We start from the raw sequence: 12,985 nt of genomic DNA, 5'->3' as shown, positions 1-12,985 counted from the left end.
AGCATCACTTTAATAAAGAGATGCTTTTTTATTTGAAATAAGTTTATATATAAAAAAAAGCTCAAACAAAATTGTTTGAGCTTTCTCTTATTTAATCAAGTAGTTTCTTAAGCCTCGAAAGGAACTATAGAAACATAAGACTTGTTGTCTCTTTTCTTTCTGAATTCAACTACACCGTCAACTTTAGCATGTAAAGTATGATCTTTACCCATGTAAACGTTTTCACCTGGATTGTGAGTTGTTCCTCTTTGACGAACAATAATGTTACCTGCAATAGCAGCTTGTCCTCCAAAAATCTTTACTCCTAGTCGTTTCGATTCTGATTCTCTACCATTCTTCGAACTACCAACACCTTTTTTATGAGCCATTTCTGTAAGTTTTTAAAGTTAATTATTTACTTAATGCTTCAATTAATTCAGCTTTCTTTAAAGAAGTGTATCCAGAAATACCTTTTTCTTTAGCTAAAGCTTTTAATTCTGCAACAGTCATTGAACTAATATCTTTAGATTCAGCTTTAACTTCTGCTTTAGGAGCTTCTTTTTTAGCAGCCGCCTTTTTTACACCAGAAGCAGAAATACCTTCGATTTGAATCTCAGTTAAAGACTGTCTGTGTCCATTTTTCTTTTTGTAACCTTTTCTTCTTTTCTTTTTGAAAACGATTACTTTATCACCTTTTAAGTGACCTAATACCTTAGCAGTTACTCCTGCTCCTTCTATAGCTGGGGCGCCAATAGTTACGTTACCTTTATCTTCAATAAGCATTACGTTATCAAAAGTTACTTTTGATCCTTCTGCCTCTTGTAAACGGTGTACGTATACTTTTTGGTCTTTTGCTACTTTAAATTGCTGCCCTGCTATCTCTACGATTGCGTACATACTTTTTGTTTTGCGTTATATTATTCGCACCTTCTTAATGAAAATGCGGGTGCAAATATACGTTTTTTAATACAGAAAACAACCTATAATACAGAAAATTAATCTTTTAACACTTAACAAGTTAAAAATTATTTTTCTTACTGTGTAACAAATACCTTAAATTCACGTCACATATGTCAAAATCAGTCAAGAACTAATAAATAAATTAATGAAAAAAAGTATTTTATCTCTTGCTTCAGCTATGCTATTTGTATTCGCTACAAATGCACAAAAAGTTGAGTTTGAAGAGTACGATTTAAGTAACGGGATGCATGTTATTTTACATAAAGACAACTCTGCTCCTGTTGTTACAACTGCTGTTATGTATCATGTAGGGGCAAAAGACGAACAACCTGACCGTACAGGTATGGCACATTTTTTTGAACACTTATTATTCGAAGGAACTAAAAATATTAAAAAAGGTGATTGGTTTAAAATTGTTTCTTCTAATGGAGGAAAAAATAACGCCAATACTACTGATGACAGAACCTATTATTATGAAATATTTCCATCAAATAATTTAGAGTTAGGACTATGGATGGAATCTGAAAGATTATTACATCCAATTATTGGACAAGAAGGTGTAGATACTCAAAATGAGGTTGTAAAAGAAGAAAAGCGCTTACGTGTAGACAACCAGCCATATTCTCGTTTTTTAGAAAACGTAAAAAAGAATATGTTTAAAAAGCACCCATATAAAGGGACTACAATCGGAAAAATGAAACATTTAGACGATGCTACATTAGAAGAGTTTATTGCTTTTAACAAAAAGTTTTATGTTCCTAATAATGCAACATTAGTAGTTGCTGGAGATATTAATGTAAAGCAAGCTAAAAAATGGATAAAGGAATATTTTGAAAGAATTCCTAGAGGAAAAGATATTGAAAGAAATTTCCCTAAAGAAGATCCAATTACTACTCAAATAGAAGCTAAAGCTTACGATCCAAATATTCAGATTCCTGCAATTATGGAAGCTTATAGAACACCATCAATGAAAACACGTGATTCTAGAGTGTTAGACATGATATCTTCATATTTAAGTAGTGGAAAAAGTTCTGTTTTATATAAAAAATTAGTTGACAAAAAGAAAATGGCTTTACAAGCGGGAGCTATAAACTTAAGTCAAGAAGACTACGGTACATATATCATTTATGCACTTCCTTTAGGTAAAACTTCATTAAGCGATTTAGTAAAAGAAATTGATGAAGAAGTTGTAAAACTTCAAACAGATTTAATTTCTGAAAAAGATTATCAAAAACTACAAAATCAATTTGAAAATCAATTTGTAAACTCAAACTCTAGTGTAGAAGGAATTGCAAATTCTTTAGCTCGTTATAATGTATTATACGGTGACACAAACCTGATTAACACAGAAATTGACATTTATCGTTCAATTACCCGAGAAGAAATTAGAGATGTAGCTAAAAAGTACCTACAAACAAACAAACGTTTGTTAATGGAATATTTACCAGAGAGCAAAAAGTAACATCAAAAGACAATATAAAAGAATTATGAAGACAAAAATTTTATCATTAGTCGCGATTTTAGCAATGTCTTTTGCTGTAAATGCACAACGCGATTTAAATAAACAACCAAAACCAGGGCCTGCTCCTAAAGTTCAATTAGGTAAAGCCGAAAAATTTAAATTACCTAACGGTTTACAAGTAATTATGGTTGAAAATCATAAATTACCTAGAGCCTCAGCTAGTTTAACTATTGATAACAAACCTGTAGCTGAAGGTTCAAAAGCCGGATTAGCAGATTTAATGGGTGGTTTACTAGGAAATGGAACTACTTCTATTTCTAAAGATGATTTCAACGAAAAAGTAGATTATTTAGGAGCATTTGTGAGCTATAGTAAAGATGGAGCATATGCGTCATCATTAAAAAAATACTTTTCTGAAGTATTAGGATTAATGGCTGACGGCGTTAAAAACCCTATTTTTTCACAAGAAGAATTCGACAAAGCTGTTGCTCGTACTTTAGATGGATTAAAATCTAATGAGAAAAGCGTATCTGCTATTGCTTCTAGAGTTCAAGACGTTTTAACCTACGGTAAAAATCATCCTTATGGAGAGTTTACAACACCTGAAAGTATCAAAAGTGTTACTTTAGCTGATGTAAAAAACAATTACAACACATACTATCGTCCTAACAACTCTTATTTAGTAATTGTTGGAGATATTGACCCTGCTAAAACAAAAAAATTAGTTACTAAATTATTTAGCGGATGGAAAGCTGGAAATATACCTTCAGCTACTTTACCAAAACCAACAAATCCTGCTACTACTGAAATCGATTTTATTGATATGCCAAACGCTGTACAGTCTGAAATTGCAGTAATTAACAATATTGATTTAGTATTAGGTGATAAAGATTATTACGCAGCATTATTAGCAAATAACATTTTAGGTGGAGGTGGAACTGCACGTTTATTCATGAATTTACGTGAAGATAAAGGATACACATATGGTTCTTACTCTAGTGTAAGACAAAGTAGAAATGCTGCTACTTTTAGAGCAACAGCTGCTGTTAGAAATATGGTAACAGATAGTTCTGTAGTAGAATTACAGAAAGAAATTAATAAAATTCGTTATCAAAAAGTTAGTCCAGAAGAACTTAAAAATGCTAAAGCAAAATATATTGGTAATTTTGTAATGGATGTTCAAAAACCTAGAACAGCAGCTAGATATGCCTTAAACATTGCTCGATATAATTTACCTGCTGATTTTTATGAAAATTACTTAGCTAATATTAATGCAGTTACATTAGACGATGTTCAAAATGCAGCTATAAAGTATTTTAGAGGAGATAAAGCACGTATTATCATTACAGGTAAAGGAATTGATGTTTTAAAGAATTTAGAAAAGAATTCTGACTATAAAATCAATTATTTCGACAAGAAAGGTAACCCAACTACTAAGCCAGAAATGAACAAACCAATTCCAGCTGGTGTTACTAAAGCAACTGTAATTAACAAATACTTAGATGCTATTGGTGGTGCTGATAAAATTAAGAACCTAAAAAGCACAATGTTAGTTTATACTACAGATATGCAAGGAGCTAAAATTGAAAGTACTGAAAAAAGAACTCCTTCACATTATGGTATTTCTACAGCAATGAATGGAAACGTAATGATGAAAATAGTAGTAGATAACAATGCTGTTAAAATGAACGGACAAGCATTACCTCCTGCTATGGCTAAAGACATGACTCATATTTTAGGTGTTTTACCTGAATTAGGATTTTTAGATAACCCTGATGTTAAATTAACTGCCATCGAAAACATAGATGGTAAAGATGTTTATGTAATTTCTAAATTAGGAAAAGTAGTATCTACAAACAGTTACTTTGATGTAAACACAGGTCTTAAAATAAAAGAAACTCAGAGAATTCTTTTTGGAGGACAAGCTCAAAATACTGAAAGTATATTTAGTGATTATAAGGATTTTGGAGGAATAAAGTTTCCTACAAAAAAATCAGGAAGCTTAGGACCACAAAAAGTACAATATATATTAAAAGATGCTAAAGTAAACGAAGGTGTTTCTGACGCTGATTTTAAATAAAATTTTACTTAAGTAAAATTAAAAAGAGCCAAAACAATTTGTTTTGGCTCTTTCATTTTATATCTAAAATATACTATTTAGCTTTATTTACTAACCAAACTCCAAATAGAATAACTCCTCCTGCTAAAAGTTGAATTAAGCTTAATTTTTCTCCATCAATAATTCCCCACATTACTGCTACAATTGGTATTAAATAGGTTACGGATGAAGCAAAAATAGGTGACGATAAATGCACCATTTTATTAAACATTACTTTTGCTATTCCAGTACCAACTACCGATAAAATAGTAATATATCCTAAAGCACTTGTAGTTTCTTGGTTTACTTCAAAAGAAGAGAAAAAACCAGAAAACAATAACACTAAAAAAGCTGGGATAATTAACAATAAAAAGTTTCCTGCTGTAATAGCCAAAGCATCTAAATCATGTAAATACTTTTTTACAATATTTACATTAAAAGCATATCCTATGGAAGAAATTATAACTAATAAAGCATACCAATAATTCTGATTCGGGTTTAATTCAGCTCCTTTTAAAATTAAAATCAGCGTTCCAATAAGCCCAATTAAAATACCGATAAACTGCTTTCTTTTAAAAGAAAAACCAAAAACTAATGCTCCAAAAATAAAAGTATTGAATGGAGTCAACGAGTTTAAAATTGCCGAGATTGAACTATCTATCCCTTGTATAGCAAAAGCAAATAAAAAGGCAGGAAAAAATGTTCCTAATAATGCTGTATACAAAATATAAATCCAATGTTTTTTTTGAATCTTTTTGATACTTTTAAAACCTATCAATAATAAAAATACGACAGTAATTAACATTCGTAAAGCACCTAACTGTATTGGAGTTAAACCAATTAATGCTTTCTTTATCAAAATAAAAGAGCTTCCCCAAACTAGCGAAAGCACTATTAAATACAACCATTTTTGTTGTTGACTACTCATTTTCAATTCATTTAACGACAAAAATCGACTATTTTCATTTAAAAAATTGATTTTATTAATAACTTTGTCAAATAAACCAATAAATAGAAATGATGAAAATTCAAAAAATACTTTTAGCCTTAACTTTAGTTAGCTTTTTAGCTGTAGGATGTAAAAACGAAGCAAAAAAAGAAGACACTAACAAAGCTCCTAAAACTGTAGTTGCAGCAGATGCTAAAGAACTTTCTTTAAACATTTCTGGAATGACTTGTGAAATAGGTTGCGCTAAAAAGATAGCTTCTGATTTATCTAAAAAAGAAGGTGTATTAGAAGCAAAAGTTATATTTAAAGATAGTATTGCTACTGTAAAATACGACGCTAATATTACTAACAAAGAAGACTTAATTTCTTTTGTAGAAGGAATTGGAAGTGGAGATATGTACAAAGCTTCTGAAGCGACAAAAAAAGAAACAAAAGAAGCTGATACAGATAAAAAAGAAAGCAACAAACAAGCTTGTGCTACAGATTGTAAAAAAGAATGCTGTGGCGAAACAGAAAAGGCATAGTTCTACTTTAAATTAATAAAATCAAGCTTCTCAAATGAGAAGCTTTTTTTTGTGTTTTACCTTATCTTTGCAAAAACATTTCTTGTAATGAAAAAACACTTTCCTCTCCTAGTAAAAATATCATTAATATCGGTATATCTTATTTTTTTAGCAGGTTCTGTTGTTCGTATGACAGGTTCTGGAATGGGATGTCCAGATTGGCCAAAGTGTTTTGGTTATTATATCCCTCCAACCTCTGAAGAACAAATTACTTGGCAACCTAATACTTCCTACGAAAAAGGCATGATTATTATAAAAGATGAAGCCTTATTTGTTGCTGAAAGTGATTTAACAACTTCTAGTGAATTTAATAACAGTAATTGGTCTAAATACACCAAACACAGCTACGCTAAGTTTAACAAGTACCATACTTGGACTGAATACATTAACCGATTGTCTTCAGCTCTAGCTGGTATTCCTTTTCTATTCTTAATTTTTACTTCTGTTTCATTTTGGAAAGAGAAAAAACAAATTACACTACTAGCTTTTGGCGCATTCTTTTTAATGCTTTTTGAAGCTTGGCTAGGAAAAACTGTTGTCGATACTCATTTAAAACCAACTATCATTACCATTCATATGGTAGCTGGCTTACTCATAATTGCGCTATTACTTTGGCTATTACACATTGTTTCTGACCGTAAAAAAACAACTTTTAAATACAATTCTTTATTTAACAAATTGGTAATTGCTTCAGCAGTATTTTCGTTAATTCAAATTGCTATGGGAACGCAAGTACGTCAATTTATAGATGAGCAAGTAAAATTGTATGGTTTTGAAAACAAACAGTATAGTTTATTAGAGCCTAATTTTAAATTTTATTTCCACCGATCATTTACCATTGCTATTGTGTTGGTGAACTTAGGAATGTTTTATCTAAATCAAATTAAAGACTTAGGTTTTAAGCTTGTGAATTGGATTGTTTTCTTAATCTTTTTAGAAACTATTACAGGAATTTTAATGTATTATGCTGAATTTCCATTAGGAACACAAGCTGTGCACTTATTATCTGGAGCTATTTTATTTGGATTGCAATTTTATTTATGGATTCAAAGCAGAAGAGTTTGATTCATGACTGAAGAAGAAAAAAATAGAGAAATTAGAAGAACAACACCTTTAACTACCTAAGAATGGTTAGGTTTTTTCTTTGTTCCTGTTAACCTATCAAAATCAAAAGGAGAAATAAACATGTTTGCTACTGATGATTTTAATGATACTGAAGAGGAAAGGTTTAACTTTGATAAAAAACTAAAACAATCCCATACAGCGAGAGCTTTAGGTGTTCTTTTTTACTTTATTACTTTTATAATTTTAAGCTACCTCTTTTAATTATTCCACTCTAATGTTTCCATCATATGAATCATATCATTCTTAATATATTCAACTGCTGGTAAGATAGAATCATAATTAGGTTTGGTATAAAAAAACAAAGACCCTTTTAAAAAGTGTTTACTACTATCTGTAGCATGAAACTGTACTTGAGAAGCTGCATTTCCTAATATTTGATACACACTCCCATAAACTTTTTTATTAGGATTAGAATACTCTACTGGTGCGGTAATCTGATCGGCTTTAATAGCATGTTCAAAAACTAGCTTTTCAGACTCCATTAACAACTCTCTTAAGTTGTTTTGTATTGGACGATATGTAATATCAACTGAAGCTTTCAACTTAGGATACTGAACTTTAATCCAATTTTGAGGTAAATTTTTAATTGTTGTATTTTTAGCAACATCAAAACGATAAGGTCTATTATCATTTAGTTTATTATATCCTAATTGTGGGTATTCTAAACTTAAATATCCTTTTGGTTTTGGTAACGTTTCATTACCACAGCTTACTAATAACATTACTAAAATTAGTAATAAGAATTTATGCATTTCGTGTTGCTTTTACTTGTTTTATACGTTTTTTGTCAATTACCTCTATAGTAAACGTATACTTACTAAAATTTATTTTCTCTCCTTTCTTAGGAAACTTACCTGATATTTCAAGAATAAAACCAGCTATTGTTTCACTTTCTCCTTTTGCTTCTTCAAACTTATCTACATCATCATCTTCTAATACTCTACAGAAGTCTTTAATGGTTATTTTTCCTTCAAAAACATAGTTGTTTTCATCTAGCTTGGAATAGGTTAAATCATCATCATCAAACTCATCATTTATATCTCCAACTATTTCTTCAATAACATCTTCTAAAGTGACTATACCACTTGTTCCACCATACTCATCAACAACAATAGCTAAATGTTTTTTCTGCTCTTGAAATTCACTTAACAAATCATCAAGCTTTTTATTTTCTGGAACAAAAAATGGATCTCTAATTAATTTTTGCCATTTGAATGTTTTTTTATTCAGGTGCTCTAATAAATCTTTTGCATATAAAACCCCTCTAATATTATCTATGTTTTCATTATATACAGGGTTTCTGGAATAACCATTTTGCAAAATAGTTTTTAAAACTTCTTCGTATGATGCATCATCAGCAATAGCACAAACATCTGTTCTTGGCTTCATAATTTGTACAGTTTCAGTATTACCAAAACTTACAATTCCTTCTAATATCTTTTGTTCGTCTTTTGTTGTTGCTCCCTCTGAGGTTAACTCTAATGCTTGCGATAAACGTTCTACAGATAGATTATTATTTTTATTACCTAACTTATTTTCAACGATACTAGTAAGTTTAATTAAAGGCGTACTTAAGGGTGTTAAAATAACACTTAAAAACTGTAATGGTCTTGCCATAAAACTAGCAAACTGTAACGATTTTCTACTCGCATATACTTTAGGCAATACTTCTCCAAATAGTAAAATTAAAAACGTTACAAAAACCACTTCAACAAAAAACTTAACCCAGCCTGTAAGCCCTTTGAAAAACACTTCTCCTAAAGACGCAAAAATTAAAACAATAAGAATATTAATAAAGTTGTTCGTTATTAAAATAGTTCCTAATAATTTCTTAGGTTTATTCAATAGTTTTACAACAATATTTTCTCCTTTTGAACTAGATTTTAAGTCATCCAATTCCGTTTGAGATATTGAAAAAAAAGCTATTTCTGTACCAGACACTAAAGCCGAACAAATTAACAATGAGAGTAACAATAAACAGTTAAGAGTTGTTAATAAGTCGATACTTGATAATGCTAAAAATAAAGATTCGGGTTCTGGGTCCAATTTTTAAATTTTAATTAAACTAAAATGGTAAATCATCGTCTTCTTGTGGAGCTACATTAGGAGTTGGTTTACTACTTTCTTGAGTTGGTGTAGGATTCATATTTGAAGGTACACTATTAGGATCTTTTTTAGTTGATAAAAAAGTCATGTCTTGTACCTGAATCTCCGTAGTATATCTTTTTTGACCATCTACTTCGTACTGACGCGTTTTAATTCGTCCTTCACAATATACACGGTCTCCTTTTGTTAAATATTTCTCACAAATTTCAGCTAATTTATTACGTACTACAATATTATGCCATTCTACATTTGTTATTCTTTCTCCTGTTTGTCTATTGGTATATGTTTCATTTGTAGCTAAAGGAAAACGCCCTACAGAATTACCTCCTTCGAAATAATGCATTTTTACCTCATCTCCTAAATGACCTATCAAAATCACCTTATTAATTGTTCCTGCCATAGCTAAAAAATTAGTGTAAAATCAAATATACAAAAATTACAATGCCTCACTTAAATATTCATTTAAAAACTTATCTATTAATATAGGTGTAGGATATTTTTTCACCTGATTCCAATCTACTGTTTCTCCTTCTACTTTCTTTGTTTTTACAATCCAAAACTTAGTAAACAAATGTTGATGCGACAGTTTATGCACTATATCCTCCTTATTAAATAAAGACATCGTCGTTTTATCAGGAAATAATTCTAAAAACTGTTTATACTCTATTAGTTCTTCTTCTGAAATAGACATTTTAGTTTCTAAAAGAGGAAATTCATATAAACCTTGCCAAATTCCTTTACCAACCCTCTCATTAAATAAGGTTTTATTATCATTAGTAACAATTACTAAATAATTAAAATAACGCTTTTTAACTTTAATTTTCTTCTCTTTAACAGGTAATTCTTTTATCAAGTTTTTCCCGAATGCCACACAACTTTCAGACAGTGGACATTCATCACATAACGGGTTTTGTGGTTTACAATGTAAGGCACCAAAATCCATAATTGCCTGATTATAGGTTCCTGGCTGATTGACGTCAATTAACGTCCCTGCTAATTCCTTAAACTCCTTTATTCCTTTAGTAGAATTAATAGGTGTACTTATCCCAAAAAAACGTGATAAAACTCTATATACATTTCCATCAACTACTGCTACTGGTTCATCATAACAAATAGATGCAATAGCCGATGCTGTATAATCACCTACACCTTTTAATTTTAGTAACTCCTTATAGTTATTTGGAAAAACTCCTTTGAGTTCATCACTTATATATTTAGAGGTAAAATGTAGGTTTCTTGCTCTAGAATAATACCCTAAACCTTGCCATAATTTAAGCACTGTACTTTCATCAGATTTAGCTAAATCAAACACTGTTGGAAATGCTTCTGTAAATTTTAAAAAATATGGCAAACCTTGAGCAACTCGAGTTTGCTGAAGCATAATTTCACTCAACCAAACCTTGTAAGGGTCCTTTGTTTTACGCCAAGGCAAGTCTCTTTTATTTTGTAAATACCAGTAAATTAGTTGTTTAGGTAAAATCATTTATGTAAATTGGGTAAGCGAAAATAGTGCATTTTATTTAGATTTTTTTATTCTTATTTTTTTCGGAATAGATTAATTATCATATATTTGCACCCTCATTTTTAAAAATAAATTCAAAATATATATAGAATGACAAAAGCAGATATCGTATCTAAGATTTCAGATAAGAGTGGAATTGAAAAAGCAGATGTTTTAGCAACTGTTGAAGCATTTATGGACGAAGTAAAAGATGCACTTGAGAGTGGAGATAATGTATATTTAAGAGGTTTTGGTAGCTTTATCATCAAGACTAGAGCAGAAAAGACTGGTAGAAATATCTCTAAGAACACTACTATAAAAATACCTGCACACAACATTCCTGCTTTTAAACCTTCAAAAGTGTTTACAGAGGGTGTTAAGACTAAAGTATCTGTAAAATAATAAAACAATATTAACCAAAACCTTTATTTAAAGGTTTTACAAAACATTTCAATTATGCCAAGTGGTAAAAAAAGAAAGAGAGCAAAGATCTCTACTCACAAAAGAAAGAAAAGAGCAAGAGCAAATCGTCATAAGAAAAAGTAAGCTAACGCTTACTTTTTCGTTGCTTTTATAGCTTACGTTCATTGACATTAAGGTTTTAACACCTTAAAATGGTATATAATTTATACCTGTTTACAAATTAACCCGTCTACGATTAATCGTTGGCACAAAACCAAATTCAGAATGAAAACAGAATTAATAATTCGTTCAAATTCTTCTGATATTGATTTCGCCTTATTAAGAGATGGTAGACTTACTGAATTAAATAAAGAAACAAGCGATAATAAATTTTCAGTCGGAGATATTTTTCTTGCTAAGATAGGAAAGGTAATGACTGGTCTTAACGCTTCATTTGTAAATGTTGGATATCCTAAAGATGGTTTTTTACACTATCACGATTTAGGTCCACAAGTACAATCTTTAAATAAATTCATTAAGAAAGTAAGCACAGGTAATTATAAAGAATTCACTTTAAAAAACTTTCGCTTTGAAGATGATATCAACAAAGATGGAAGTATTAATGATGTACTAAAATCAGGTCAAAATTTATTAGTACAAATTGTAAAAGAACCTATTTCTACCAAAGGTCCGAGAATTAGTTCGGAACTATCAATAGCAGGTAGATTTTTAGTTTTAGTTCCTTTTTCAAACAGAGTATCAGTATCGCAAAAAATAGCTGATCCAAAAGAAAAAGAACGTTTAAAAAAATTAGCAAAAAGTATCAAGCCAAAAGGGTTTGGACTTATTTTACGTACTGTTGCCCAAGGAAAGAAGGTAGCAGAACTGGATAAAGATTTACAAAATTCACTTGATCGTTGGAAAACAATGTGCAATAGTATTGCAAACCAAAATACTCCAACAAAAATACTAAGTGAATTAAACAGAGCATCTTCTATTTTAAGAGATGTAATGAACGATTCTTTTACAAGTATTATCACCAATGATGAAGCCCTAAAGGTTGAAATTAAAGAATATTTACAAGAAATATCACCTGACAAGGAAAACATTGTGAAACTTCACAAATCTGACACACCAATTTTTGAGAAATATGGTATTGAACGTCAAATAAAAACATCATTTGGAAAAACAGTTTCCATGAGCAAGGGAGCTTATTTAGTTATAGAACATACGGAAGCACTACATGTTATTGATGTAAATAGTGGAAATCGTTCTAACAAAGCTTTAAGCCAAGAAGAAACTGCATTAGAAGTCAATTTAATAGCCGCTAGCGAAATAGCTCGTCAGTTACAGTTACGAGATATGGGTGGAATTATAGTTGTTGACTTTATTGATATGAAAACTGCCGAAAACAGACAGAAATTATATCAACATTTAAAAGAAGCTATGTCTTTAGATCGTACAAAACATAAAATTTTACCTCCGAGTAAATTTGGTTTAGTACAAATTACAAGACAACGTGTACGACCTGAATTACACATAAAAACACGTGAACCAAATCCTAATAAAAACGGTGAAGTTGAAGCTCCTATTGTTTTAGTAGACAAAATAGAAGCTGAATTAGAACGCATAATTAATAGCGGTAAAAAGTATAAGGAAATTACACTAAACGTACATCCTTTTATAGCTGCATATTTAACAAAAGGCGTTAATTCTATTCGTTTTAAGTGGTTTGTTCAACACAAAAAGTGGATTAAAATATTACCTAGAGATGCTTATCAATACCTACAGTATAAATTCTTTTTTAAAAAGAAAAAGAAGAGTAAGTAAGGCAATCTTA

Annotated in this window: 13 protein-coding genes; 6 read left to right on the top strand and 7 right to left on the bottom strand. The window is 30.3% G+C overall.

The window, feature by feature from the left end; genetic code table 11:
- Window positions 1-107: 107 nt before the first annotated feature.
- Window positions 108-368 carry a 50S ribosomal protein L27 gene (rpmA, locus tag MHN29_RS05200; RefSeq protein ID WP_150898203.1) on the bottom strand — a complete coding sequence of 87 codons (261 nt, stop codon included), beginning with the start codon at window positions 366-368 and terminating at the stop codon, window positions 108-110.
- A gap of 22 nt (window positions 369-390) precedes the next feature.
- Window positions 391-876: a 50S ribosomal protein L21 gene (rplU, locus tag MHN29_RS05195; protein WP_150898202.1), complete on the bottom strand. Its 486-nt coding sequence runs from the start codon at window positions 874-876 to the stop codon at window positions 391-393.
- A 208-nt stretch (window positions 877-1,084) separates the two neighbouring features.
- On the opposite strand from rplU, the gene MHN29_RS05190 reads away from it, so the two are divergent.
- Window positions 1,085-2,401 carry a pitrilysin family protein gene (locus MHN29_RS05190; protein ID WP_235274397.1) on the top strand — a complete coding sequence of 439 codons (1,317 nt, stop codon included), beginning with the start codon at window positions 1,085-1,087 and terminating at the stop codon, window positions 2,399-2,401.
- A 25-nt stretch (window positions 2,402-2,426) separates the two neighbouring features.
- Window positions 2,427-4,481, top strand: a complete 2,055-nt coding sequence (locus tag MHN29_RS05185; RefSeq protein ID WP_235274398.1) for a pitrilysin family protein — start codon at window positions 2,427-2,429, stop codon at window positions 4,479-4,481.
- 73 nt (window positions 4,482-4,554) lie between these two features.
- Here MHN29_RS05185 and MHN29_RS05180 read toward each other — a convergent pair whose 3' ends face one another.
- Window positions 4,555-5,427 (bottom strand): DMT family transporter, encoded by an 873-nt coding sequence (locus tag MHN29_RS05180; RefSeq protein WP_235274399.1) that lies wholly within the window; start codon window positions 5,425-5,427, stop codon window positions 4,555-4,557.
- Between the two features lie 89 nt (window positions 5,428-5,516).
- On the opposite strand from MHN29_RS05180, the gene MHN29_RS05175 reads away from it, so the two are divergent.
- Both MHN29_RS05175 and MHN29_RS05170 read left to right on the top strand, forming a co-directional pair.
- A complete protein-coding gene (locus MHN29_RS05175; protein ID WP_235274400.1) occupies window positions 5,517-5,972 on the top strand; it encodes a cation transporter in 456 nt (151 codons plus the stop codon).
- 87 nt (window positions 5,973-6,059) lie between these two features.
- Window positions 6,060-7,076, top strand: coding sequence for a heme A synthase (locus tag MHN29_RS05170; RefSeq protein ID WP_235274401.1), 1,017 nt, complete (start codon window positions 6,060-6,062; stop codon window positions 7,074-7,076).
- A 257-nt stretch (window positions 7,077-7,333) separates the two neighbouring features.
- Here the strand turns inward: MHN29_RS05170 and gldD are convergent, their stop codons facing one another.
- The 4 genes from gldD to mutY are packed head-to-tail and all read right to left on the bottom strand — an operon-like array spanning window position 7,334 to window position 10,725.
- Window positions 7,334-7,888: a gliding motility lipoprotein GldD gene (gene gldD / locus MHN29_RS05165; RefSeq protein WP_235274402.1), complete on the bottom strand. Its 555-nt coding sequence runs from the start codon at window positions 7,886-7,888 to the stop codon at window positions 7,334-7,336.
- A complete protein-coding gene (gene gldE, locus MHN29_RS05160; RefSeq protein WP_175578607.1) occupies window positions 7,881-9,182 on the bottom strand; it encodes a gliding motility-associated protein GldE in 1,302 nt (433 codons plus the stop codon). Before gldE ends, gldD begins: the two co-directional genes overlap by 8 nt.
- Window positions 9,183-9,201: 19 nt before the next feature.
- Entirely contained in the window at window positions 9,202-9,642 is a 441-nt protein-coding gene (locus MHN29_RS05155; protein WP_150898195.1) for a single-stranded DNA-binding protein, read from the bottom strand.
- A 36-nt stretch (window positions 9,643-9,678) separates the two neighbouring features.
- Complete coding sequence (gene mutY, locus MHN29_RS05150) at window positions 9,679-10,725, bottom strand: A/G-specific adenine glycosylase (protein ID WP_235274403.1); 1,047 nt, start codon at window positions 10,723-10,725, stop codon at window positions 9,679-9,681.
- A gap of 129 nt (window positions 10,726-10,854) precedes the next feature.
- Between mutY and MHN29_RS05145 the strand changes: the two genes are divergently transcribed.
- Window positions 10,855-11,145: an HU family DNA-binding protein gene (locus tag MHN29_RS05145; protein ID WP_068702156.1), complete on the top strand. Its 291-nt coding sequence runs from the start codon at window positions 10,855-10,857 to the stop codon at window positions 11,143-11,145.
- 285 nt (window positions 11,146-11,430) lie between these two features.
- On the top strand, window positions 11,431-12,975 hold the full coding sequence (locus MHN29_RS05140; RefSeq protein WP_235274404.1) for a ribonuclease E/G: 1,545 nt from the start codon (window positions 11,431-11,433) through the stop codon (window positions 12,973-12,975).
- The last annotated feature ends 10 nt before the right edge of the window (window positions 12,976-12,985 follow it).

This window comes from Tenacibaculum sp. Cn5-46, from assembly GCF_022347705.1.
In the GTDB taxonomy this organism is placed as follows: Bacteria; Bacteroidota; Bacteroidia; order Flavobacteriales; family Flavobacteriaceae; genus Polaribacter; species Polaribacter aiptasiae.
The sequence above is the reverse complement of the archived record's forward strand: the minus strand, read 5'-3'. Positions and strand labels throughout refer to the sequence as shown.

What these genes read in the sequence shown, in the direction of transcription:
- rpmA (WP_150898203.1), bottom strand. Translation starts at nt 368, where the DNA reads ATGGCTCATAAAAAAGGTGTTGGTAGTTCGAAGAATGGTAGAGAATCA.
- MHN29_RS05175 (WP_235274400.1), top strand. Translation starts at nt 5,517, where the DNA reads ATGATGAAAATTCAAAAAATACTTTTAGCCTTAACTTTAGTTAGCTTT.
- gldD (WP_235274402.1), bottom strand. Translation starts at nt 7,888, where the DNA reads ATGCATAAATTCTTATTACTAATTTTAGTAATGTTATTAGTAAGCTGT.
- MHN29_RS05155 (WP_150898195.1), bottom strand. Translation starts at nt 9,642, where the DNA reads ATGGCAGGAACAATTAATAAGGTGATTTTGATAGGTCATTTAGGAGAT.
- MHN29_RS05180 (WP_235274399.1), bottom strand. Translation starts at nt 5,427, where the DNA reads ATGAGTAGTCAACAACAAAAATGGTTGTATTTAATAGTGCTTTCGCTA.
- mutY (WP_235274403.1), bottom strand. Translation starts at nt 10,725, where the DNA reads ATGATTTTACCTAAACAACTAATTTACTGGTATTTACAAAATAAAAGA.
- MHN29_RS05170 (WP_235274401.1), top strand. Translation starts at nt 6,060, where the DNA reads ATGAAAAAACACTTTCCTCTCCTAGTAAAAATATCATTAATATCGGTA.
- MHN29_RS05145 (WP_068702156.1), top strand. Translation starts at nt 10,855, where the DNA reads ATGACAAAAGCAGATATCGTATCTAAGATTTCAGATAAGAGTGGAATT.
- MHN29_RS05185 (WP_235274398.1), top strand. Translation starts at nt 2,427, where the DNA reads ATGAAGACAAAAATTTTATCATTAGTCGCGATTTTAGCAATGTCTTTT.
- MHN29_RS05190 (WP_235274397.1), top strand. Translation starts at nt 1,085, where the DNA reads ATGAAAAAAAGTATTTTATCTCTTGCTTCAGCTATGCTATTTGTATTC.
- MHN29_RS05140 (WP_235274404.1), top strand. Translation starts at nt 11,431, where the DNA reads ATGAAAACAGAATTAATAATTCGTTCAAATTCTTCTGATATTGATTTC.
- rplU (WP_150898202.1), bottom strand. Translation starts at nt 876, where the DNA reads ATGTACGCAATCGTAGAGATAGCAGGGCAGCAATTTAAAGTAGCAAAA.